Consider the following 24,971-nt stretch of genomic DNA (forward strand, 5'->3'; position numbering starts at 1 on the left):
AAAATAGCTATGGAGCTCAGCGGACGCTTACGTTAAATCAATTTGATTTAACATTTCATTAAAGTAACCAGAATCATTTTCCAGAGAAATTAAAGCTCCTCTATCCAATAAAAGGTTCATCCATTCACAGGAGGTTTCCGGTAATAAACAGCAATTATGACATGCAGCTAAATTTAGACCATCCGTACCTTGCCCACCTATTTCACCCAACTCTGTACAAATAGGATCAGAACTACACCAACTTGCTGCTAATAAACATTTTTTAATGATGTTTTCTAGTATATCAATCGTTGCCATTCTGACTAATCCACCAAGTGAACCTTCACTATCGCCAGCAGCTGTATAAATAAGTACACCATACATATTGTACTTATTACTTACATAAATACGCTCTCTTAAAGAAGCTGTACTGTATCCACATTCTAAAATTAGTTGATTAATTAAAATATGTGAAAAAGTATGAACTAGTAGAAACTCAGGTGAAAACTCTTCTATTTTTTCAAAATATGTTGCTTTTTCTTGTTTCTTTAACAATGATTGAAATTTAGGATTTTTACTATAGATCTCGGACCATTCACGAATAGCTTTATCTCTGAACTCTAGAAAAATACCTTCTCCAAAAGTTTCAGTTGCTGGAAGCCAATCAACTTCGGAGTTTTCATGAACAAGTTGCTTTTTATATTCTTCAATATTTCGATCACCACGACTCTTGATTCTATCAAATCCATAAAAAGCATTTGTAATAACAACTTCATCAACTTTCGTAACAGTTGAAAAATATTTTTTAAATAAATCTGAAAAACCATCTATATCAACTAGTTGTGTCTTCAAAAATGCTTGATTAACCTTCTTTTTAAAAGAATTATACTCCTGAAATCTAAAATAATTTTCAGAACCATTTTGACTTTCGTCTTGTAAAGATGAACCATCTTTAATATCAAAATATGCTTTTATCTGGTCTTTAGAAAATAATTCCTGTAGACCTATATAATAAGCATCTATTAATGAATCACCTCTTGCAATATTTATCAATTGTTTTGCTTCTGGCCTTATATTTTCTATTGCTTCTTCTATTTCAGCAACTGGTACATTTCCCACCTCATCAACAGATAATCTAATTGATGAGTCTGTTTTAGCATAATAGACGTTATTAGATTGCCTTAACACAGCTATTAATGGCTTTGAGCACGCCTCCATTACATTAAAATTTACCCACGGTTTACTTCCTCTACAGGAAATCCCTTTTTGCTGGATAACACTGGTAATTTCACCCTCTTTAGTAGTATCAAATTTAAAAATATTTCCTAGAGAAACATGTTCTGTGTTACAAGTTTTACATCTAACTTGTATCTTAGATGAAGTAACTTTATCCGTCCCACTTAATTGTAACTGACAAGAATCCTGACCTAGACATTTAACTTTACTATGAGCATTCAACCATTCCACCCATGGAAAATCTTGAATATGTCCATCTGGACAAGCAGCAATAAATCTAGACTGATAAACTTTGGATTTCGTGTTACAAAATTTGCATGTTTCCTCGACCTCACTTATTGGTGAGATCCATTGCAAACTTTGACAGCTAGGGTTACTACAAATATGCCAATATGGAAATCTAATACCTGGCAATGGAGTAGGTGTTTTAAACCCAGAATTGACAATATAAGAATCCGGAGGTAAAAGGAAATATTTAACATTTAGTTTTTTGGCTAAACGTTCATCAGTTATTTTATATTTATCTAATTCAGAATTTTTTAGTTTTTCATGAGTTGCATTTTTAGTATACCAATACTGCAACCCTCCAGTCATTAAGGAAATACCATTTTTATTTACAACCATTGCTCCTGGACCAAAAGTATGGATAAGTTGTCCTTTTCTAATTTTTACTTCACTCTTATTACTCATTACCATTCCCACCCAGAATTATCAGTTTGATTATTATCCTCTGTTAAAATTGAAGTAATCCAGATAGAGGATGTACCATCTACATTTCTCATACTTGTAGGACAAGGAAATCTAATATCCATTCCTTTTAAACCTAATGGATATAACAATTGCGTTGGCTCAATCTTATTATCGTAATTTAAAGCTCCCCATTTAGTATATATCATCCTGATTTTTTCCCATCTTTTAATCAAATCTTCAAATGCAGCATTTATATTGTTCTTTTCAGTTGAATTTAAAAACTCACCTCTACTACTAATTAAATAATTCTTCCATTCTTTAATTTGATTTACAGAAACTTCTGAAGGTTTAATATCCTCTCTCATTGTTTGCCTAATATATCCAATCAATATTGCTCTCAACCCCCTCTTGATCGCTGGTCGTGAAAATGGCGTTAAAACTGAAGGCTCTACATTGGCGTATAATCTTTGGTGATAAGCTGTGAAATCTTCATAAACAGATTTATCACGAGCTTTAAAACTATTATAAAGTGTAACAACTAAACCTGGTCTATCTTTCCTACGTCCCACACGTCCCGAAACTTGAATATACTGAGCAGTTGTCTTAGGTTGACCTACAATTGTCATTAATGCCAATCTATCAATATCAACACCAACCTCAATAATACTTGAAGCTAAGCAAAAAGCCTCGACACCAGATCCATTCAAAGTTTTAATAATATTTTCAAGTACCTTTGGAACTTTTAAAGCTAAACTTTTACACTCGATATAGATATTGTATAAATCGAAATAATGTTTAAATTTGACTGACTTGTCAGTTTTCAAAATATCTAGAATATTATTTAGTTTAGAAAAATTATTTAAATTTTTTGAAATTTTCTGCAATTCATTAATTAAAATCTCTGTGTTTTCTTCATTAAAAAAACTTCTGTCCAATTCTTTTTCAAGTAATGCCATAGCCTTTGGTATCTCATCATCTTGAAGACGACTGGTAAGCTCTATACCATCAAAATATTTTCTGGTTACAATATTTTCTGGATAACGTTGCTTAATAGTTTTTAGATAGCTTAAAATATCAGATTGATACAGTGTTAAAGCACCACCCAACTCCCTGATACTATTGAAAAAATTCAATAAAGTTATCCATGGATCCCTTTGCTCTATATCTAGCAAGTTAGAAGAAAATAATAAAGCAGCATGCGTACGTACTTGAGTAGTCATCATCGACCCCAAGCCAGGAGCACAAACTCCTACATATTTTCGCCCTGGTGTTAGATCACCATTTTCGTCATATTCATATTTAGCAAAAAAAGAATCATCCACACTTATTCCTGGAGGAGGAAAAATAGATACATCCTTTCTACCAAATAAATCTCTTACTTGATTTCTATATCCCTTTGTCGTAGCCGTAGCACAAATAATTTTTGGCTTAAATCCCTTTGAATGACCATGTTCACAAAGATATTGAATAAGTGGTTCATATAAACCAACCATTGAACCTAAAGGACCAGATATTAAATGCAACTCATCCTGAATAATTAATTTCGGAGCATGACATATTCTATCTCCTGAACTATTAATCCCAAAAATGGATCTAACTTTAGGATTCCAAGCAAGCATCGCAAACTTATCAACTGTACCTATTACTATAGTAGGCCTATATTCATAAATATCCTCATCAATAATATAAATAGGAAGTTTCTCATGGAACAAACACGAATGATCATTACATTTAAAAATTACAGTTTTTTTATCATGTGAAACTTCATAACCTGAAATAAATTTTTCATTATTTATTTTTATGACTCCCATTTGTGCAGAACAATAGGGACATCTATCAAAAAGAAAATTATTTTTAAAATTTCCATTTTTTGAAATATCATTTTTTAAGTCTTTTAAATTTTTAAGAGCTTGATCTCTTTTATTCGGTGTATTATCTCCACCTACCCACAAGCCTATGCTAAAAGGAGAACCACCCAATTTATTTTCAATTCTTATTTTTTCTAAAGTACAAATTAAAGTAGAAGCTCTTTGCAATTGCTGGGCTGTTAAAAGACGTAATGTATAACGCATTAAAACTAAAACACCATTTTCTGAGTACTCAGATCTCTTCCATATACGATCTAATAGAATAGTGAAAGCTGAAACTGCTAAATATGCTTCTGTCTTACCACCACCTGTGGGAAACCATATTAAGTCTACTATTTTATTATCAAAAGAGTTTTGATCCACAATACTGGCAATATTCATAAGTAGAAAACCAATCTGAAAAGGTCTCCAAACCCCTAATACTTTATTATCTGAATATAAGCTATCAAAAAGACACCTATTTCCATTTTCACGTGCCTTAATTTTTCTTATTTTTTTTGGTGCATGCTTTTGCTGTTCTAACATAGCTTCATTCGTTAACTTGAAAGCAAAAGCAATTTTGGAATCAGAACATAATAAATCATATCCTGCTTTCATTCTCGATAAAGATTTTTTACAAATTTCAATATTTTCTATTGCCTGATGTCGCAGGTTATCATCATCAATTAGATCTAATTCATAATTTTTTTTCTGTATCCATGCTTCATAGCCTGAAAGTAAAAGCTTTAGCTGTTTATCACCAGCAGATCCTAAACAAAAATTAGCCAAATCTGCCATTAGTATTTCTAATTTTAATTCTTTTGATAAATAAACTTCAGCAGATATGCTAGGGCTTTCAAAAACGGGTAAAGCAGAAGTTTCTATAGAATCTACAAAATTTCTTTTATTAAATTTCCATGTACAACTATTACCATGTCCTTTGGCATAAACTTGTACATTTCGATAAAGCAGTTGATTCAAAAGATCGTCTGAATCATGATTTTTTGAACTTTGTTTATAGGGTAAAAAAACATCTTGATCATTTGATGAAATTATCATCTTTGATTGAAATAATGATTTTTCATTATATTCAATAAAGTTTTCTGTTTCCTTTTTATTGACCAAAACTAATGTAGAAAGAAAGTAATCACTATATCCCCTAGCAATACCTTCAATGTAAATATCTTTAAGATCTTCATCATTTACATTAAGAGGAATACGTATTCTTTTATTAAGAAGATCACTATGGTTTATTTTTTTGATAATTTTAAAAGGTTTTCTAACCCACCAATTTGTTTTATTTTTACCATTAGATTCCTTAACAACAACTTGCTTGTATAGTGAAAAACTCACTGTAACAGTTAAATCTATTTCATTAATGTTTTTAAAAAAACAGGTAAAACCTATACTAGAAGGCAGTCTACTATTAACCAAATCCAGATTAAAAGTATCTATTTCTCCTCCATTTTCAACATATGCTTCATTACTAATTTCATTTGAAAATTTCACTTCCACATCATTATTTTCATTTTGAATTAAAGGAGTATTTGTAATTCCATCCATGTCAGTCGATGTATCTAATTTTTTAGGATATAATACAGCCACGCCATAACGTTGAATTGGAGGAATTTTTATAATTTCCTCACCAGTATTTTTTTCAATATAGTTACTCTTATCATCATAGATATTTTCTACAATAGCACCATTATTAACAACCTCTAAATCAGTTCCGAATGGGCAAGGTCCTATTAACTCTTTTTCAAGAGTAGGGATTATAATTTGATCTCTATTTAAAACGTTTAGCATTTCATCCCTCAAGTTTCTTTTTTACAAGGTCATAAAAATCTTTTTTCAACTCATCTTTCATAAGAAAGTAAACAGAATCTGTTGCTCTGCTAGCACCAGTAAACAGTTTTTTAATAGCATAATCAGATGTCATATCATCAATATCAGTAATTATTATTATTGGGGCTTCTAATCCTTTGAACTGATATAATGTGGTAAATCGAACACTATTTACCCCCCAATCAAAAATCCTTACATCTATAGCCTTATTTTCTTTATTGAGAATACTTCTTTCTAATTTATTGAAAGTCAAGATAACTATATCTTTATCATTAAAACCTTTACTCTTAACAGAGGTTATAATAGCATCAATTTTTTTATAAAATTCATTTTCATTTTTGTAAAAATCAATACTAGTGCTAGCTATTGATGGGTTAACTCTGAGGTATGATCTATATGGTGAATCTAGTACCAATAAATTTAATACTTCACGAGCTGTATTTTCTGGATTCCTACAATTCTTTGTTAACTCATAACGAACATAGTTATTTTTTTTAGCATAATTATCTAAATTTGAATAAAATTTTGAATCCTCACCACCTAAAGAATAAATTGTTTGTAATTTAAAATCACCAAATATATTCCAGCAACCATCTTTAAAACCACCTTTTAAAATCTGCTCCAAAAAAAGCAAGTTCAATTCATTTCTTAATATATCTTGCGCTTCATCCACTATTAAAAAATCATATTTATCTTCAAAATTAAAATCTAATATAATGTTTTCAGCCTCTTCCTTACTTATATCACTCCTAATTTTTTTAAAAAAATTAAAAAATAATTTATCAATAGTGAAAACTGAGATATTTTTTTGCCCATCAAGTTTTTTCGAGATATACTGATTAATTAATTTATTGAATGTTATAAATAATACCTTTTCACCCTCAATTGCTTTTCTTAAGGCAACCTCAATAGCAATAAAAGTTTTTCCAGTTCCAGCTGATCCATTAAATATTACTCGAGGATTATTTATAATTGCATCAATAGCTTCTATTTGTTCACCTGTAAATCTGGTTAACTCATTTTTAATATTATTAATAATCAACTCATTAGATAATGGAATTTCAAAATTTGGTCTAAGCAAATTTTTTATATTTTTACAATATTCTTTATCAATTTTCTTAAGTAGAATTTTATCTTTTTGTATATTCAACTTATTACTTTTAGCTTCAATTTTATTTTTATCAGACACCTTAATAAAATTCTCTATAATTTTAGAAATATTAGACTTATCTAAATCAAGACGATTAGCAAATTCATGTCGTTCCCACTCTATTGTTGATTGATCAAAGTTGCAGTGAGTGAAAATCACCAGAGAATAAAATTCAGTTGTATCATAATAGCTATTTTTTTCTCTTAAGTATTTTCTCAATGAATACATTGCATCTTTTGCTTGTTTAAACGGTCCTCTTCGTTCATCACTTTTACCTAAATACCACGTGCCATCAATGTATTTTACTTGTCTATGTGCCTTTACTTCTACTACTAGAATTCCTTTATTGGGTATAACAATCAAGAAATCAATTTCTCCCATTTCTTGAGTTATGTGTTTTGAAATATTTAAGGAATGAAATACAATCCAATCTCTGGCATTTGGATCAGATTTTATTATATTGAATAAAAGTTCCTCCCCCGGACTTTTATTATTAAAAATATCAATATAATCTGGAATTAAAGTTGCCATTAAAAATACCCCCTTCTCAAAGAAAATAAAATCCCACTAAGATCATGTTTCTCACTTTGACAAATTTCAGCTAATTCTTCTTTATGATCATTTAAGTATTCTATAATTAAATCATAAACTATATCTTTATTAATATGCCCCTGACTTATTGAGTCAGAGCGTAATACTCTAGCAACTTCAAAATAATTTTTTATTTCATTTTCACTATCAATACCGCAGTACTTTAATACAGCTATAAAGTCTTTATCTAATTCAGGAGCTATCGTATCTTCCCGCATCCAATTTTTCACATTAATTATATTAGCTTTTTCAGCACCATAATGTGTAAGCAAATTACACAGCCTATGTATATTTCTCTCTTTGGCCAATCCATCTTTCCACTTTTTCATTTTTAAGTATCTAAGTTTCTTTAACCCACTTTGAGTAAATTTATCATAATCAATATCTTCTACATAATAATTAGAAAAATATTTTTTACCATCAACTATACGAGCCTTATAGACATTCAATTCATTATTTATAATAATATATTCTTTAAAATTCTCTGTATTTTTATTTTCAAAAAAAACGTTATCAATACTATATTTTTCTTTTTCAACCTCACCAATCAAAGCATCATCTAAAAAGCAATCATCTAAGTATAAACTATCGTATTTTAAATCATATAAAGACAAATCAAAATCAGAACACCTCCATTTATAGTATTGAACCAAAATATAACTAGGAGAACTTGGAAGTAAAAATAAATTTTTAAAAAAATTAATAGGCAAAAAACTAATTATATTATTCTTATAATAGTAGTTTTTTAAATCAGAAATTAAAATAAAATCAATATTTTCGACCTTACTACTAAAATAATCTCCGTGTTCTGAATTTAAAGCTAAAAAAATACTTGAATTTAGATCATATTTATCTCTAATAGATTTTAAAAGTAAATCATTTTCAAGACTTTTTAGTAATCCAAACATTTTTTTATATATTTCTGTACCTCTATCTTTACAAAGAAGCCTTAATTCATCCCGATAAAATACAAAATCCTGAAAAGTAATGTACTTAAAAATCATCCTGTTAAATTTAATAGAAAATTCATCATTTTTAATCAACCCCATCTCATTAAAACAGGAAAATAATTCATCTAATAAATTATAATGATAGTAGCATATATTAATATTACTTTTTTCAAAACTTGGGATAAATGTTTTTTTAAAATTCATAGACTTTAACACTCATCATATTATTGAAATATAATTTACTTTCATACTCATTAAAATACAAATTATTCCTTTCAATAAACTCGTTCAATAAAAAAATATTTTCATCAAAACCATAGTGAAAAGCAGAAAAAATCACAACCTTAGATAATTTTATATTTTCAGGAACCCTATTAATGTAAATACTCAAAAAATCACCATCAATCTCTTTATTTTTAAATATATTCAAGTGTTCACTTTTATTTATTTCTTCAATAAATTTACAAACCTCAATATAATCAGGATAATAATCTAGCTTCTCCTTTAGCATATTTATATTTTTCAAAATTGAATTCCCAAAGATTAATGGAAAATCAATCTTATATATATCAACCAATTCCTCTTCATTTTTTATTCTACTATTTAACCAAACACTTTTATCTGAAAATCCAATAATTACTGCATTATTCAACATGTAGTTAATTGGCTTTAATATTTCAACAACACTATTTTTTTTCTCTTTTTTAAAATTTTGTATTTTATATTTAATAAAAATTTCACCATTAATAACTTCCTCCCCGGTTACAATAGCTTTTGTATATAAAAATTTATCTTCATCATTTCTTATTAAAATACAATCATTCAAATTGAATTTTTTTTCATCTTTTTTTTGAAAACATATTAGTAATAATATTAAAATAAAATACTCATCTTTGACTATTAAAAAATATAATCTATTTTCATTTTGACTCTTTAATTCTTTAGACAAACTTCTCAATGAGACAAAAGTATTTTTTAGATTCTCATATTCCACTTAACTACACCATTTTTTTGTAAAATTAAAAAAAATCCATCTATGTAAATTATATTACAAAACAATTATAACCTATATACTAACAAAATAATGGTTATTAATTAAGAAAATTTCAGATTGGAATTATAGTCAATTTTCACCATATCTTCTACGAATGAATAACTATATATAATGCTGAATGGTCACAAAGAGTTTTCTAATCTATTGTAGTTAAGATTAGTTTAAATTTTATCTATATAATGAATTTATTTTTTAAATTACAATTGATGTATTTAATTATTTCTATTTCCAAAAGTTAAATTACCTTCACAGCGAAGGACTACCAATTATTTTGGCTGAATCAGCCTTGATATCTTAGTGCGATATGGTTAGAAAATAATGATAGATATTGTAGATAGTTCAACCCGCAGCCGTATGATGGCCGGAATCAGAGGACGCAATACAAAACCAGAGTTGCTGATCCGCAGTCTGCTTCATCGAAAAGGCTTCCGTTTCCGTCTCCATGCCAAGGATCTTCCCGGAAAACCGGATATTGTTTTGCCAAAATACAGGTCAGTGATTTTTATACACGGCTGTTTTTGGCATGGTCATCATAATTGTCATCTTTTCAGGTTACCGGCAACGCGGACTGAATTCTGGCAAGAAAAAATCTGTCGTAATCAGGCTAATGACGCTAGAGCTATAGATCTCCTGCTCGCTAGTAACTGGCGAGTCTGCATTGTCTGGGAATGCAGTATTCGGGGAGCCAAAAAAGACCCGGAAAAAGTAGTCAGTACAATTGCCGACTGGCTTGCAGGTGATGAACAGTTTCTTGAAATACGTGACACTCCAATAGATAGATGATCTTTGAGGTAATACAGCCATACTTATTCACCTGATGACAGATCAAGCTCCTTGTATTCATCATAGAGACAAGCTGAATTGACTGCTGACACCCTGAACTGGTTACGTTTTTTCTGTTTCCATTTACCTGTATTCGCATCCAGTGCATATTTACATCCTGGATCATGAACTATTATTCCTGTAGACAGTGCATCCAGGAATTTTTCAATACTCGCTCCTTTAGCCAGTGACACCTTTGGGCCAAACTGGTAATAGGTAGATCCTTCAAGTTTTAAGTTAGTATATGAGACATAGCATGTTTTAGTATGTTTGTTCTTCCAGTGATTGAGCAGTTTACTGAAGGTCCACCCAGCCGCAATTTCTCCATTGTCATTTTTCAGAAAATAGCCGCCATCGCTCAGGGTAATTTTCTTTTTCTCCAGATCATATCCTTCAATGAAAAGAGTCAGATGGGTTTCCGGATTTCGGATTCCAGCTTGGTGTTTGGCAGTAAAGTAAAGTTGATGCGGTTGCCTGCGGTTTGCATGGGTATTCATGAAATTTGCATAGCTATCACGATAGAGTCCGATATCCGGTTCAGGAGTCATCAGGGTCGTATTGCTTTTTGATCTTGTTTTCAGCTCCCAGTCGAGGAAATCCGGGCTGGCGTTTCCGTTCGGAATGATGCCGAATTCGCATTCAAGGGTAAAACCGGCTCCATTCGGTGCCTCATAGAAGATAACAGTACCGTCTTTGTCCAGTCTTCTGGATCTTATTGGTCCCTTGATGTAGATATCCTTGAGTTTTCCGATTAGCAGATCCTGACTGTCTGCAAGGCTGGAGTAGTATTCATAGAAAACTGACAGGACCTGTCTGTCCTGATTCTGTTCGGCGTATTCCTGAATCTCTCCTGAAATTTCCTCATCCCATGACCCAGTATAGGCAAAGACCTTGTCTTCAGTCAGGCCCAGTATCATGCCCCGTTTCCTGCTGGCATACAGTTCACGTTCGTCTGCTGTTGGTGGTTTCATTATCTTGCCCGGGGCAAGCGAGCAACCACGCAGGAATCCGGAAAGTCTTATTTCCGGATATTTGGGATAGAGAATAATCTGGGAACCTGCGGCTTCTTCAGTTTCACCTTCCGGTGTGATCCAGAACAGTTTGAGAGGTGCCTTGAATATCGGACCCTTGCTGGATTCTCCATCTGCGCGGATTTCTCCCAGTGGAAAATCCTGAATAACTTCAAAATCCCCCCCCAAATAGATCTGCTGTTTGGAATTATCATTATTGGAAAGTGGCTTAAGCAGGATGCGGGTTGCACCGAGGTCCTGCATTTTCTGTGATATCTGCCCGAGAGTGGCCATATATGATCCGGTCATTTTCTTCTAACCGGATCGTACCTTTATTTGAGTGATTCTTATAGTTTTTTACGCGGAAATTCTGTCTTTTTCGCGCTTCTGAATTTCTGCTGCACGTAAAATATAAGGTTCCAGTAACTTGGCAACGGCAGTGAAAACAGGCACGACAACCGAGTTGCCGAACTGCTTGTAGGCCTGTGTATCCGAGACCGGAATACGGAAGAAATCTTCTCCGTCCAGTTTTTGGAAACCCATCAGCCTTGCGCATTCCCTTGGTGTCAGACGACGCGGGCGGTTCTTCTGGTTATCAGGATCATCAAACTCTTCTTCTCCACGCTGCATATCCCAGCCGCGGTCAATCAGGATTTCCGAACCGTCTTTATGATAGCGGGCTGAAAGGGTTCTGGCCACGCTTCCAGGATTCTTCGGATCTACCAGACCAAAGCCAAAACCGTTACCTTTGGCCTGATGTTTCTTGGCATAGTTGTAAAGATACTTCCAGAGATTTTCAGTCAGTATGTACTTGTCTGCTACTTCCGTTTCTAACACGTTCTGTATTGTCGGACGGACTTCAGGGAAGAGTTTACTGATATTTTTCAGGGAAAAGTCGCCCTTGATATCCAGACTGCGTTTGAAGCCTACCAGTACAATACGCTCACGGTGCTGGGGAAGGAAGTTCTTGCCGTCAATGATTTTTGGGTCATTCGGACCACTCGCATCAGCATCAGCAACATCATAGCCCAGCTCATCCAGCGTCTTCATGATGATACGGAAGGTATTTCCCTTGTCATGGCTTTTCAGGTTTTTTACATTCTCGAGTACGAAAATGGCTGGCTGTTTTGCGGCAATAATACGTGCCACATCAAAAAACAGGGTTCCCTGTGCTTCACATTCAAAACCATGTGCCCTGCCTAGGGAATTTTTCTTTGAAACCCCTGCCAGAGAGAATGGCTGACATGGAAAACCGGCCAGAAGCACCTCATGATCCGGAATCTCGTTATCAATATGCTGATAGGCTTCATTGATGTCTGTATCAGGATCCTCAGTCAGCGTAACCTGTCTGATATCTTCATTAAATTTATGATGTTCAGGATCACAGTACCAGTTGGCCTTGTAGGTCCGGACTGCTTCCTTGTTCCATTCGCTGGTAAAAACGCATTGTCCGCCGATTTCTTCAAAACCTTTCCTGATCCCGCCAATACCGGCGAACAGATCGATAAAACGGAATTTATAATCGGGATGGTGAGCTGGCGGTTTTGGCAGCATATTCTGCTGGAGCATCTCTACTTCACCTTCGCTCAGTGCCCGTGGTGCGCTCTTTCCATTGAGCCATTTATTCAGCGTTTCACGGGTCCAGTCATACTGACCTATCCAGCGAAGTATTTCAGCCACCGTTTTCTGGTCATAGGACTCTAGTACCTGATTGACCAGAGCCTTGTGTTCTTCGATTTTCTGGTTTTCCTTGATCAGGTACTTTTCATGCAGGTCATCAGCCTGGGACAGAAACTCTTTCATCTATAAATCTATATCGGGTGTTTTGAGTGATACCTTATCACTCATTTGACCCAGATATAAGAGTAAATATTCACTACAGATTATAAATCCTCATTAAAAGTGGATATGCAAAAAAAAAAGCAACTTCAAAGATATGTCAAGACTTCTTTTACTATACTAGTTTCTAATTCTGTTTGGCTTTATTACATAAAGATTTAAAAATTAAAGCAGCCCTAAATTACTCAAATTTAAGTCATAACTTGGGTTTGTAGTGAGTTGAGCAGCTCTTATTTGCAACGTTTCAGTATCTATACCATATGTATGTAATTTACGCTATTAGTGACGGCAGGCTTGTTCATCTGAGCATTATATTGCTGAATAAGCCCTTATGGGCCGGTTTGTGTAACAAAGCCGATTTTGTTTAATATCTTTTTATCTTTACCACCCAACCAAACTAAATATTCATTCTCTATTGCCTGCTTATACGCCCAGTCGGCAACCCGATGCGAACGTTGCAGATCGGTTAGAAAACCTAATTGAGAAATCTCTCGTATAATGGATTGATCATGCAGATGATTACGCTCCTGCCACTGCTGCAGGAATTGTTCCGACGCCAAATAATTACTTTTCTGTGAATTACATTTGTCATCCGCCAGAACAAAGTTATGCCCGGTATCGGCAGGATATAAAGACCATGGAATAAAATGATCCACGGCATATTTTGAATTTTTCAGGCTTTTTCCACAGTAAAAACACTGACATTGCTGTAAATCAATTAAAAAGTCTGCGACCTGTCCTAGTTGATTGCGACTCGGGGCAAACATGAATTCATCTAGGTCAGGCAAGCCATCCAGTACCACTAGGTTCTGCTTATTCAGCCGGACAAAATCAATCCAGCGCTTCTGGCACAACTCTTCAATAATTTCACTAAACTGCCTTAAACAATACATCACCTTGGGCAAAAGCTTGAGGGATTGTTTGCAATCCTGCAGATAATAGAGAAACTCTACGGTTTGACCATTCAGATTCTGCAAATACACCACCGGCATTTGCTTGACGGTCGCTGCAACCACTTTCTTGAGCTGATTCCAGTGAAACTGGTCTTTTCTTAAGGCGGCCAGAGTTTTGAATTGTTGCTGTGCCTTTTGAATTTCACTGATGATTTTGGCCTGCTTACCGATACTTTGATGAATGGTAAAAGGCTCATAGTGATTAAACTGAAACGGCAGTGACTGTTTCCAGTACAGCTCAATAAACTTTTCCGCAATATCCTGATAGTCCAAATGCAATGTAGCACCAGTATCTTGCCCCTGTTCAATCGCCAGACGTGTGATACTCATCAGCAAGGCAAACTTATATGTCGAAGTAAAGGTCCCTGACTGCAAAATCTGCTGAATATGCTTTAAGAATTTCAACTGTTCTTGAGGGGTTGGTATTTCGGCTATACTGAATAACATATCTAAGCCTGCACTTTTCTAATCAGAATATTCAGCCATTCTTCTGTACGGTCTGGACGTTTATCTACAGTAATCCATTGCTGTAACAGTAAAGCCTGATCGATCTGCTTAAGTAAGTCATGAGCTTGCTGTTCATTCAAGTCAGTAAAGCTACACCCCTCTTTCTCACGGTCTGTATTGCCATATTTAAAAGACATGTAACACACACCATTTGGCTTTAATGCTTTGAATATAAGCCCCAGCACTTCAGTTAGGCGATCTCTTTCACAATGTAAAAGAGACGCACAAGCCCAAATACCATCGTATTTATTATTCTCAGCTAGGTCATAAAAACTTTGCTGACGTACTTCAATATTGGTCAGCTCCCTGGCCTTTTTAACCAGCTCGGCAGAATAATCAATTGCCTCAACTTGATAGCCTTTTTTCTTAAACGCCAAGATATCCCGACCAGATCCACAACCCAAATCCAGAATCGACGCCTGTTCCGGTAAATACCTCAGAAATGGTGCGTAAAGACTTTCCATCTCAACCTGATAGGTATTTTCAAAAAATGCTTGAGCATGCTGATTGTAATAATTTGATGTTTGATTCATTGCATAAAAGCCAATATCTTATGTTAACAACATACTGATATTTCGTTAGATAAGTCAAATGATCAGTCCTATGACTAAATCAAAATCTTATTTCACTGTATCAGGACAACTGAGATAGAAACCAAACTGGTTTTTATAAAGGAAAAAATATGGGCTTCAGATTTCGAAAAAGTATTAAAATTCTTCCAGGATTAAAGTTAAATCTGACCCATAAAGGCATAACTAGTGCCAGTATTGGCAAACCTGGTGCCTCTCTGAATATTGGTAAAAAGGGAACCCGAACCAGCATAGGTATTCCTGGAACAGGTCTTTCTTATTCCAAGCATCATCCCTATACAAATCAGCCAAATCCCTTACAGAACTCTTCTCAGCAACCCCCACCGCTAAATAGCCGAAGTATTAAAACATCCAGATCAAATGTCTGGGTATGGATAATTTTTGGATTATTTTGTTTTATTGTCGGGGCAATTCTTTTTTAGAATTCGCCGCTCTTTATACCCATAATATTCCTCCTGCTAGGCAAAATCTGATTCATTCATTACTATGGATGGATGTTAAATACAATAAAGGTTGCCGCTGATGTCAGACAATCACCATACTCACGATTATGATGAAAATGATTTAATTGACTCTCCCTTATCTCAAGTTTTACAGGAACATAATCAGCATGTCGAAATTCTTATTTATCGACTGCCTGACAGTGATTGGACACTGGAGGTGGTGAGCCAAAGTGGTACTTCTACTGTATGGGATGAAACATTCCCGTCAGATCAGGAAGCTCTATCTGTCGCTTTAGATGGAATTAAAGCTACAGGCGGTATTCAAGCCTTTTCCGAAATCAGTGACCTCGAAGCAAAGAACAATATTTTTCCTGAATCCCTTACTCGCCATTAAAAATGAAGCTGCTGGCTTGAATCTGAATCAGTATTTTCTGAATTCTTAGAACCTATCGCGATGATAGGTTCGTTCACTTTAAGCCAAAGCTCTCTAGGGTAGAAGGGTCAAATTTTTCATCAAACATAAACTCATCTACTCGCTCTTTTTTTAAAGTCGCTAGGGCATAAAAAAAACATTTCTCACACAACTGCAACTCATATCTTTCTCCATCATGCTTGGAGCCATACCCCCAATTCGCTGATAAAGTTCCAAACTCCAGTTGCGTTGATTGATTACATACATCGCATAGAACATCTGTAATGACTTCTACCTGTTTCAGTTGTTTGATTTCCACATGCAGCTCCTTGTTTCAATCAAGTTAAATTCATCTATCTGCTTACTAAAAACTTATTCCTGTTTGACTTTAATTACCATTAAAAATAGATCAAGAATACTATATATAGAGTTTTTTACAATTTAATAGCACAATATATGGTGTTTTCAGCCATTTCCCCATCATTAAAAAATATATGAATATTATTGTTTTATTTTCAGCCATTTGGCATAAATATGGGGAGGCATCATTGGTGGAGGGGCTTCGGGCTAAGCTTTAAAGAAATTAATACCTATAAATAATTTTGTATAATTACTTCATAAAAAAGAAACTAATATGTTGCTTACAACACCTAAAAGCAATAGATATGTCTACAATGAATAAGACTTTACTTGAGAAAATCAAAAAAAGACGAATCCAATTGAGCTTAAAGCAAGTTGATATGCAATCCCGCACAGGCATTTCAAGGCAGCAGTACCAAAAACTGTAAAGTCAGGGCAATCCACGATTAGAGATCTTAGAAATTATTGCGGCAGAATTAAATGCTCAATTGATGCTCATTCCTGATGATAAAGTTTGGGTGTGTTGACACTTTTAGCTTAAAAAATAGCGAAGTAGTAAAATCAAATCGCCAAACCCAATTTTACTATTCGCTATGCCTCGTACCATGCTGACAGATCAACACTGGCAAAAGTTGAAAGTTATTCTGCGTAATTTATCCATTCACCACAACTCAAATTTACGTAATTTTATTGAAGCTATTCTCTATAGAATTAGAACAGGCTGTCCGTGGCGAGATATTCCTTCCTGTTTTGGTCAATCAAACTCTATTTTCAAACGTTTTAATCGTTGGTCAAGCAGTGGTAAGTTACTTAGATTATTCAAATTATTAGCATCATACCCCGATATGGAGTGGATTTTCATTGATGGCTCTCACGTACGTGCTCATCAACATTCTGCCGGCATAGCGAATCAATCCATTTCTAAAAGTGTAGGAGGAAACTCCTCAAAAATACATTTGATTGTTGATGCAAATGGCAATCCTATTGATTTCATGATTACCGATGGAACCACACATGACGTAAAAGTTGCACCTGATTTAATATCAACATTAGACTTAAAAGAGACAGAGGTAGTATGCGCAGATAAAGGCTATGATTCAGAACCACTGCGTGAACAGATCAGAAAAACAGGGACAAAAGCGAATATACCAAAGAAAATAAATAGCCAGTCGAACAATGATCATATGGACTGGTATTTATATAAAATCAGGCATTTAGTTGAAAATATGTTTTGTAGATTAAAGCAATTTAGAGGAATAGCTACCCGATATGACAAGCTCAAAAGAAATTATCAAAGTTCTGTTGCTTTAGCCTGTATATTTTTATGGCTACCTTTATAGTTTTAATTATGAACAGTAAATATCAACAGACCCTATTTAATTTACAGTCTCGACAAAAAGACTAGCCAAAAATAAAATACTAAAATTTCTCAAACAATTTCATCACATCATTTTCCGTAAGTTTCGCTTCCCCCTCATGATCGGCGCTTAGAATAGACTGTGCCAGTTCTGCTTTATTTTGCTGCAAGGCAATAATTTTTTCTTCTATACTTTGATTGGTAATCAGCTTGTACACAAATACCGGCTTGTCCTGTCCAATCCTCCATGCACGATCTGAAGCCTGATCTTCAGCAGCAGGGTTCCACCATGGATCATAGTGAATTACCGTATCAGCTGCTGTCAAATTCAGGCCGACACCTCCCGCCTTCAGGCTGATTAAAAACACCGGCACTTGTCCAGACTGAAATGCAGTAATGACTTCATCTCGCTTTTTGGTCTTCCCAGTCAATTTTACATAGCCAATTTCTGCGTGATTGAGTTGCTGCTCAATCAATTCCAACATTGAAGTAAACTGAGAAAAGATGAGAACTTTTCGTCCCTCTTCCACCATCGGGACGACCATATCCATCAACTGTTCAAGTTTGGCAGAATGTGCCTGCCCGGTTTTAACCGAATCCAGTTTCAGCAAACTAGGATGGCAGCACACCTGACGTAGTTTCAACAAGGCATCTAAAATTTGAATTTGACTACGCTTAAAGCCTTTTTCTGCCACAATTTTCTGAATGTTTTCCTGCATCGTGGCGCGAACAGCCTCGTATAGCTTGGATTGCTGTTCATTCATGTCAATATTGACTTCAATCGTGGTTTTTTCAGGCAATTCTTTGGCGACGTCAGTTTTTAAGCGACGTAAAATGAAGGGCTTAATCCGGTTGACCAGCTTTTGCCTTAACTCCTGATCACCGCGTTTTTCAATCGGATAGCGGTATTTTTTATTAAAGATTTCTTGTGAATATAAAAATCCTGGCATCAGAAAATAAAATAGTGCCCACAGCTCACCCAAATGATTTTCCATCGGGGTACCGGTTAGACACAGACGATGTCGCGCTTTTAATTGCCGTACTACCTGTGCAGCTTTGGCACGCGGATTTTTGATATTCTGTGCTTCATCCAAAATGAGTTGATGATATTCATATTGCTTCAGTTGTTCTTCATCTCTCGCCAGGAGCGGATAGGTGGTTAAAACAATGTCATATTGCGGAATCTGTTCAAAATACTGATGGCGGTCCGGCCCTTGTAGCAGCAGCACCTTGAGCTCAGGGGTAAATTTTTCCGCTTCTTTGAGCCAGTTATGCATCAGCGATGTAGGTGCAACAATTAAGGCGGGGCTGTCCTGCAAATGTCCAGCCTGCTTTTCCATGAGCAAATGCGCTAAAGTTTGTGCTGTTTTGCCCAGGCCCATATCATCTGCAAGAATCCCGCCATGCTGGGTTTCCCTTAAAAACTGTAACCAGCCTAAGCCCTGCTGCTGGTATGGACGCAATTCCCCCTGAAAACCTTTTGGTGTCGGCAGTTGTTGCTGATAGCCTTGTTTGAATTTCTGTGCAAATTGCTGCAGCCGGTCACTGACCTGCCATGCCATCCCAAGATGATCCTGTACCTCCAGTAACTGACTCGCATCATAGCGATCGATACTGCGCTCTTCTTGCTGTAAAATGCTCCGCAGATGCAACAATACCGGCTTAATGTCCCTGGCGGATAGAGCCAAATCGGGTTGATCCACTGCAGTTTCCAGGGTAAAAATTTGACTGTCATCAAGATGACTAAAAATCCGTGGATCAAGTAAATCAGGATGTTCTTTCACCAAAGCCACAAGTGCATCGAGTAAATCATAGCTATTGCCTGCACTGTCCTGAACGGTCGCCCCGATATTGAACCAGTCTTGTTGGCTTTCAGATTCAGTGATGGAAATATTTAAATTTTCAACATATTGCAGCTTAAATGGGCTGTGTTCCAGATGCTCTATCTGCCATCCCATCAATTCAATTTGATTGATGGGAATCAGCTGTTTGATCCAGTCTCCATAGAAAGCAAAAACCATAGAATCGAGACGTTGTTTATCCAGTTTTAATTGCTGGTAATAGCTAAGATCTTTCACCCACTCCAGTGATTCGACCAACAGCTGTAAACGCTGGATTGCCTGTTGTTCCTGAACTAAGTCCCGAAGCTGTCGCACCATTTTTCCATGCTGCTCACCAATAAAACTGTCACCTGATGTACCTGCTTTTATTCGCCCACCTGGATAGGAGAATTCAATTTCAGCACAAACAGACTCCTCTAATTTCCAATGAAATTTATCTAAAACACCAAAGCGTAAAATTGGCTGGGGATTACCTTGTAAGACTTCAATCTCTTGAAGAAACCCAGGTTTCGGCAAGTTATGTATCGTTGAAGATTGATGGGTAAGCTGCTCAAACTCAGTCAAAACCGTCGCAGGCATCTCTGGCATCCGCCGAAGGTGGTACAGTAAATCCGATGTATATTCACTATGGAGTTGCCCTACCGTATTCTTGTGAATATCGATATAACAAAGCGGCTGACTTACAAGAATTTGAAGATGTGGATTCGATTTTAAATTGAGTCGAACATTTCCATTGACCAACTCAAAATCTAAGTGCTCAGTCTGTTTTTCAATGTTCTTTTGCCAAGAAAATTCAAGCTGATAGCTTTGTTCTGACCATGTCAGTGGAGCATCACTTTTTTGTTTCCAATAGACATCGCCACTCTGAATGAAAGATTTAAAATGCTCTAAAACAATGCCTGATATATCAAGACTATTTCCATAAGAAAACTCATTCTGATTGAGCTTGGCATAATAATAAATTTGATTAAATAATTGTCGCTTCCCATCAGGCAAAGACAGACGTTTTTTTAGAATATTGCCATATTCAGTATAAGAACTGACACCTGTAATCGTCCCACTTTTATTACGTCTACCTTTGCGAACCTCAAGTTTTAACCCGAATAGACCTAAAGGCTGGTCTAAATAATAAAGTAAATAATTACTCGTTGTCTTTTGCTGCTCTAACTGGGTATGTTGTAAATACTGCTTAAACTCACTTAACCAGCGTTGTGCTTGATTAATTGCAACCCGATCTTTTTGAGTGTGAGATGATGACTGAGAGTCAACATAGCTCTTCCGATATCCTTCTCGATATTCATGGAGGAATAACCGCGCTAAAGCAGCAGCATGTTTACAGTTATATCCAACCGGACAAGTGCAGTCGTCATCGATTAAACGGTCTTTTTTAAGATTATAGGTAATTGCAGTATCGTAATAATCTGTCCCTTCAATTTGGGCATACATCGTGACATCGTCTTTTTCCTCAAAGAACTCAATCGTTTCCCTATCAATGTGTTTAGCATAGCTGAGACTGCGCTGAAGAGTTGCGGTACTAAAGCGAGATAGAAAATTGATCAATGAGGACATAATTACCAGACACTAAAAATGTTTATACAATTATAACGGACAAAGCTGTCATTTCAGAAATGTAGCCGAACTGCTCAACCTAAGCACTGATTCGACTCACTCAATAGGAATATTGTGAGTAAAGGCAATCAAATCCGAGAAGTTAAACAGATCATTGAGGTCGACAATACCCTGATAGAAAGTGATCATTTCTTCACGACCGTTAATTTTAAACCAAATGGGGTTAAAAGTTTTAGCATTGTTTCTAGGGTTGGATTTGCATCGGATCGCTCTAGCTTCTGTAAAGTTTGAAGCGAAATTTTAGTGATCTTGGACATCTCATGTAATGTCAGATGCAGCTCTGTTCTAATGAATTTTGCAATGACATGTATTGGCCAGTCTGGATTAAGCTGAATCTGTTCTAAGACATATTGTCTTTTTCTAATTTGCTCTATTTGAGAGAGTGGAATAAAACGTTTATCCATAACAAATCTCCTGTAATTGTGCGCAAATACCTTCAATGCGATATGCACAATTTTCTAGAATTTCATCATCTATCCCGATAGATTTCATCTGGGTTAAAAGCCCTTGATACAAAGGTAATTGTTCAGAAAATAAAGATTTTATTTGTTCTAAGGTTAAAGAACTGCTTTCTGCAATCTGATGAGCAATTGAAGCCCAGTTGTTATCATCTTTTTCCCATCTCGTACATCTTGCGATTCCATCTGGATGTAACCACATAGGGGCAAAATCAAATAAAGGCGTTAATCGAATATCACCATTGTTAAACCTTTGAAATGCTGTATTACGGGTATGATTATCTTTATTTCCTAAAGCGATATTGGCTAAATCTCTTTTTACATATTCAAGAATTTCTGTTTCTGGATCCGTACAACAATTCATGATAATTTTGCAGACTTCGTTATGAGACATTTTTACTCCGAAGCCCGCTTTTCCACTGAAAGAAGCTAAACTTTCTTGGGCTATTCTTTCAACACGGTTATCAACCACTTGCCGATCAAAACGTGGAATAAATAAAGTTCTTCCATGTAATTCTAGAGGTCTAAATACTCGCAATCCTAAATATGCTGCTATTTGCATATATAAGGGTTCTTGATTCAAAATTTTGTTTAGACGTTGATCTGTTCCTCGGCTAAATTTAACCAACCAGTGCTGTTTAGCCATTTCATCAGGTAATGTATGATCCAGATAAAATAACTCATCATGACCTTGTGTGAGTAATAGTTTGGGCCACTCGCCTTGAACACCCGATGATCCAGAGATAAATAGTCCAAAAGATGATAATGACTCAAGAAACTCTTCACTACGTTCAATAATTTCCTGTATTGAAAATCCTTGTACTAACTGATCTGAATATTGAGTTAAAAGCCATTCATGAGCTTCTTTTATTCTTAAGTTACCAATAGGGTTGCTCGCTCCTACTTTAAGCAATGGCCAATCTGCTGACTCTTCTTCATACTCAGGGCGGCCAAGTTTTTTTAATAATTCTTTTCGACCATATCCTTGAGGTAATAGATCAATTAGAAAAGCTGGCCACGTAGGCTCAATATTGCTTTCTAAATTAATCGGATAATGGTTTGAAACAGCATGACCATCTCGTAACCCCATATGTTCAATTGCATAATCCATTGAATAATATGTTCCGCAGCTAGCTTTCCAACCTTTAGCTTTTTCACCTATTACTTCAATAGCGGCACAATCGATCCATTGATTATTCAGAAATATTTGGACAGAGCAAAAATCATTCATAATTCTATTTAAATAGTAAAGTATAGTCAGTTTTGCCTATTATATACCTATTATAGTAGTAAAGTATTATTTTTATCCAAGTGAGTTTTCAAAATTTATTTTTATTTAACGCAGATACCTGCATCTAGAGCGTGTCATCAATTAACTTGAGGAAAACCGTCTTGTCCCCATTATACTTTTATGACTAAACGCTATGCATTAAGAGATGATCAGTGGGAACAGATTAAAGATCTGTTACTTGGACGAACGGGTACTGTTGGAGTAACGGCTAAAGACAACCGACTCTTTGTTGAAGCGGTATTGTATCGGTATCGTTCAGGTATCCCGTGGCGAGACTTACCAGAACGCTTTGGTGCTTTTAGAGTGATGCATACTCGTTTTAGCCGTTGGGCTAAAACAGGTGTATCGCAGAGGGTCTTTGAAGTGCTGTCATATAACAGTGACAATGAATATGCCATGTTAGACTCCACTATTGTACGTGCTCATCAACACAGCGCTGGGAAAAAAAATCAGGCGATTGGACGCAGTAAAGGTGGCTTAAGCACCAAAATTCATGCCCGTACTGATGCTTTAGGCAACCCGACAGGATTTTATCTCACTGATGGGCAGGCCCATGACTTAAATGGTTCAGATGTGTTGCTGGACTTATCGTTGAGCCAGACCTGGCTTATGGATAAAGCCTACAACTCCAGGGATCGGGTCATTGATCCAATTTTAGAGGCGAAGGGTCAGGTGGTGATGCCAGCAAAAAGTAATTCTATTGATCAGCGTGATTATGACCGACATTTCTACAAGGCAAGACATCTGATCGAGAACTTTTTTTGCCAAGCTCAAGCAGTATCGTGCTATTGCCACACGCTATGATAAATTGGCTCAAAACTTCTTATCAGCGATCTATCTTGCTTCAACAATGATGACACGCCCTAGTTAATAAAGTGATAGAAGATATTAAAAAGCGATACCTGAGCTGTGACAGCTCGAAGCTGTTGGGGGTGTCGTCCATCTGAACATGCCTTGGGGTAAAAAATCACGCGCGGCTAGGATAGTCCAAAGAAAAAAGAGAATGAAAGCAAGTAAAGTAGGGCATGCAGGTTAGATCTGTGTGGTTGAGAGTAGCATCCAGCTCAGCGAAGTGGATATTTTTAATGCTTTATAGATCATTAATTTAGTTGATCTTAATAATGTGATTTATTTAACATTTTTTTGTTATTTGGTGCATTTTGCCACTGAATATTATTTGATTAGTATTCAAAATATCCAGCAGAAACTAGCTGTAGTTTCTGGATGACCCCTCAGGGTCCTTAGTTTATAAGCCCACCTCACTTTCCTTGGGTGGGTTTTTTTTTGATGGAAAAAGTTATGTTCCAATTCATACTCTGCTGATTTGGTCTTCATGGTGTAACTGAGATGGGTTGCCAGACGAATAGTAATGAAGTGAAAGAATGCTGTGATTGCTTGAAAGAAGTTGAACCCTCGTCACTTCTGTGATGATTGCCGGACGTATGATGGCATATGAAGCTTCAAGGGGATCGGGAGACCTTGTGTGGTCTTTCTTGTTTAGGAGATAAGTTGATGGTACGGAATAAATATGAACTTAATACAAATCTTAAAGACATGATGAATGAACGCAATCAATGGCGTCAGGCTTTGGCAAGTAATACAGCGCCCTTTGCATTAAAGAATCAGGTTTATGTGCATGTCCAGGATTTAGATCGCAGAATTCAGAATCTTCAATGGATGCTTTCAGCAGAGAATGACTAGGGCTGATCAGATTTTATCAAACTAATTGATGACAGATTCTAAATAACTGAAATAAAAAATGCGCCATTCAAATTCAGCTAGGCGCGTAATATCTTTTATAAAAATTCTATTTTCCCCATCCGGCGTGAGGAAAAAAGTAAGAGAGCTAGCTAGCTCAGTCTCAAACATGCCTAAAATTTGTTTAGCCAGTTCTGTACGTGGAATGCCAAGGGTCATTGGAGATGGTAGTCATCTCAATTACGCAGCAATGCTTGGTTCATGCAATAGATTCCATTAGATTGTAAATGTCTAATTAACCCTAGTTACGGATAAGCTAAATTTCTAACGACATGAATTTTTGGCTTATTCTTCTGACAGAGTTGATAAGCACATAGAGAAGAAAATATGCCTGCTAGGAAACCGGAAATAGCCCGATG

Annotated in this window: 19 protein-coding genes and 2 pseudogenes; 7 read left to right on the forward strand and 14 right to left on the reverse strand. The window is 35.6% G+C overall.

Going from position 1 to position 24,971, the window contains the following annotated elements; translation table 11 throughout:
* Positions 1–27: 27 nt before the first annotated feature.
* The 5 genes from drmB to HLH16_RS12255 are packed head-to-tail and all read right to left on the reverse strand — an operon-like array spanning position 28 to position 9,282.
* Positions 28–1,905 (reverse strand): MrfA Zn-binding domain-containing protein, encoded by a 1,878-nt coding sequence (drmB, locus tag HLH16_RS12235; protein WP_171529531.1) that lies wholly within the window; start codon positions 1,903–1,905, stop codon positions 28–30.
* Complete coding sequence (locus HLH16_RS12240) at positions 1,905–5,558, reverse strand: helicase-related protein (RefSeq protein WP_171529532.1); 3,654 nt, start codon at positions 5,556–5,558, stop codon at positions 1,905–1,907. Before HLH16_RS12240 ends, drmB begins: the two co-directional genes overlap by 1 nt.
* Position 5,559: 1 nt before the next feature.
* The gene (locus tag HLH16_RS12245; RefSeq protein WP_171529533.1) at positions 5,560–7,278 is read right to left on the reverse strand and encodes a nuclease-related domain-containing DEAD/DEAH box helicase; all 1,719 of its coding nucleotides are present in this window, start codon (positions 7,276–7,278) and stop codon (positions 5,560–5,562) included.
* A complete protein-coding gene (locus HLH16_RS12250; protein WP_171529534.1) occupies positions 7,278–8,492 on the reverse strand; it encodes a hypothetical protein in 1,215 nt (404 codons plus the stop codon). Before HLH16_RS12250 ends, HLH16_RS12245 begins: the two co-directional genes overlap by 1 nt.
* Entirely contained in the window at positions 8,482–9,282 is an 801-nt protein-coding gene (locus HLH16_RS12255; RefSeq protein ID WP_171529535.1) for a hypothetical protein, read from the reverse strand. The genes HLH16_RS12250 and HLH16_RS12255 overlap by 11 nt, the downstream gene beginning before the upstream one ends.
* 378 nt (positions 9,283–9,660) lie before the next feature.
* On the opposite strand from HLH16_RS12255, the gene HLH16_RS12260 reads away from it, so the two are divergent.
* Positions 9,661–10,125 (forward strand): very short patch repair endonuclease, encoded by a 465-nt coding sequence (locus HLH16_RS12260; protein ID WP_171529536.1) that lies wholly within the window; start codon positions 9,661–9,663, stop codon positions 10,123–10,125.
* A 23-nt stretch (positions 10,126–10,148) separates the two neighbouring features.
* Here HLH16_RS12260 and HLH16_RS12265 read toward each other — a convergent pair whose 3' ends face one another.
* The 4 genes from HLH16_RS12265 to HLH16_RS12280 all read right to left on the reverse strand — a co-directional run bounded on the left by HLH16_RS12265 (position 10,149) and on the right by HLH16_RS12280 (position 15,006).
* Complete coding sequence (locus HLH16_RS12265) at positions 10,149–11,468, reverse strand: MvaI/BcnI family restriction endonuclease (protein WP_171529537.1); 1,320 nt, start codon at positions 11,466–11,468, stop codon at positions 10,149–10,151.
* 63 nt (positions 11,469–11,531) lie between these two features.
* Positions 11,532–12,977 carry a DNA cytosine methyltransferase gene (locus HLH16_RS12270; protein ID WP_250850276.1) on the reverse strand — a complete coding sequence of 482 codons (1,446 nt, stop codon included), beginning with the start codon at positions 12,975–12,977 and terminating at the stop codon, positions 11,532–11,534.
* A 365-nt stretch (positions 12,978–13,342) separates the two neighbouring features.
* Complete coding sequence (locus HLH16_RS12275; RefSeq protein ID WP_171529538.1) at positions 13,343–14,413, reverse strand: HNH endonuclease; 1,071 nt, start codon at positions 14,411–14,413, stop codon at positions 13,343–13,345.
* 2 nt (positions 14,414–14,415) lie between these two features.
* Positions 14,416–15,006, reverse strand: coding sequence for a class I SAM-dependent methyltransferase (locus HLH16_RS12280; protein WP_171529539.1), 591 nt, complete (start codon positions 15,004–15,006; stop codon positions 14,416–14,418).
* 149 nt (positions 15,007–15,155) lie between these two features.
* Here HLH16_RS12280 and HLH16_RS12285 point away from each other — a divergent pair, with 149 nt between their 5' ends.
* Both HLH16_RS12285 and HLH16_RS12290 read left to right on the forward strand, forming a co-directional pair.
* Complete coding sequence (locus HLH16_RS12285; protein WP_171529540.1) at positions 15,156–15,485, forward strand: DUF4236 domain-containing protein; 330 nt, start codon at positions 15,156–15,158, stop codon at positions 15,483–15,485.
* Positions 15,486–15,585: 100 nt separating this feature from the next.
* Positions 15,586–15,900: a hypothetical protein gene (locus HLH16_RS12290; protein WP_171529541.1), complete on the forward strand. Its 315-nt coding sequence runs from the start codon at positions 15,586–15,588 to the stop codon at positions 15,898–15,900.
* Positions 15,901–15,973: 73 nt separating this feature from the next.
* Here HLH16_RS12290 and HLH16_RS12295 read toward each other — a convergent pair whose 3' ends face one another.
* Positions 15,974–16,237: a hypothetical protein gene (locus HLH16_RS12295; RefSeq protein ID WP_171529542.1), complete on the reverse strand. Its 264-nt coding sequence runs from the start codon at positions 16,235–16,237 to the stop codon at positions 15,974–15,976.
* 355 nt (positions 16,238–16,592) lie between these two features.
* Between HLH16_RS12295 and HLH16_RS12300 the strand changes: the two are divergent.
* A pseudogene (locus HLH16_RS12300) lies at positions 16,593–16,793 on the forward strand (helix-turn-helix domain-containing protein); the annotation flags it as partial.
* A gap of 78 nt (positions 16,794–16,871) precedes the next feature.
* Entirely contained in the window at positions 16,872–17,618 is a 747-nt protein-coding gene (locus HLH16_RS12305) for an IS5 family transposase (RefSeq protein WP_171529543.1), read from the forward strand.
* Between the two features lie 79 nt (positions 17,619–17,697).
* On the opposite strand, the gene HLH16_RS12310 is transcribed toward HLH16_RS12305, so the two are convergent.
* The 3 genes from HLH16_RS12310 to HLH16_RS12320 form a co-directional block, all read right to left on the reverse strand.
* Positions 17,698–21,045: a DEAD/DEAH box helicase gene (locus HLH16_RS12310; RefSeq protein WP_171529544.1), complete on the reverse strand. Its 3,348-nt coding sequence runs from the start codon at positions 21,043–21,045 to the stop codon at positions 17,698–17,700.
* A gap of 185 nt (positions 21,046–21,230) precedes the next feature.
* On the reverse strand, positions 21,231–21,509 hold the full coding sequence (locus HLH16_RS12315; RefSeq protein WP_171529545.1) for a helix-turn-helix domain-containing protein: 279 nt from the start codon (positions 21,507–21,509) through the stop codon (positions 21,231–21,233).
* Positions 21,502–22,794: a type II toxin-antitoxin system HipA family toxin gene (locus tag HLH16_RS12320; RefSeq protein WP_171529546.1), complete on the reverse strand. Its 1,293-nt coding sequence runs from the start codon at positions 22,792–22,794 to the stop codon at positions 21,502–21,504. Before HLH16_RS12320 ends, HLH16_RS12315 begins: the two co-directional genes overlap by 8 nt.
* 180 nt (positions 22,795–22,974) lie before the next feature.
* On the opposite strand from HLH16_RS12320, the gene HLH16_RS12325 reads away from it, so the two are divergent.
* Together HLH16_RS12325 and HLH16_RS12330 are read left to right on the forward strand one after the other, a co-directional pair.
* Positions 22,975–23,725, forward strand: a protein-coding gene (locus HLH16_RS12325; RefSeq protein WP_171529547.1) for an IS5 family transposase whose coding sequence is annotated in 2 segments (ribosomal slippage) — positions 22,975–23,610 and positions 23,612–23,725 — 750 coding nt in all. Because the reading frame shifts where the segments join, the coding sequence is not laid out codon by codon here.
* Positions 23,726–24,366: 641 nt separating this feature from the next.
* Entirely contained in the window at positions 24,367–24,555 is a 189-nt protein-coding gene (locus HLH16_RS12330) for a hypothetical protein (protein WP_171529548.1), read from the forward strand.
* 302 nt (positions 24,556–24,857) lie between these two features.
* Here the strand turns inward: HLH16_RS12330 and HLH16_RS12335 are convergent.
* A pseudogene (locus tag HLH16_RS12335) lies at positions 24,858–24,971 on the reverse strand (IS982 family transposase); the annotation flags it as partial.

The organism is Acinetobacter sp. ANC 5378 (assembly GCF_013004315.1).
Lineage (GTDB): Bacteria > Pseudomonadota > Gammaproteobacteria > Pseudomonadales > Moraxellaceae > Acinetobacter.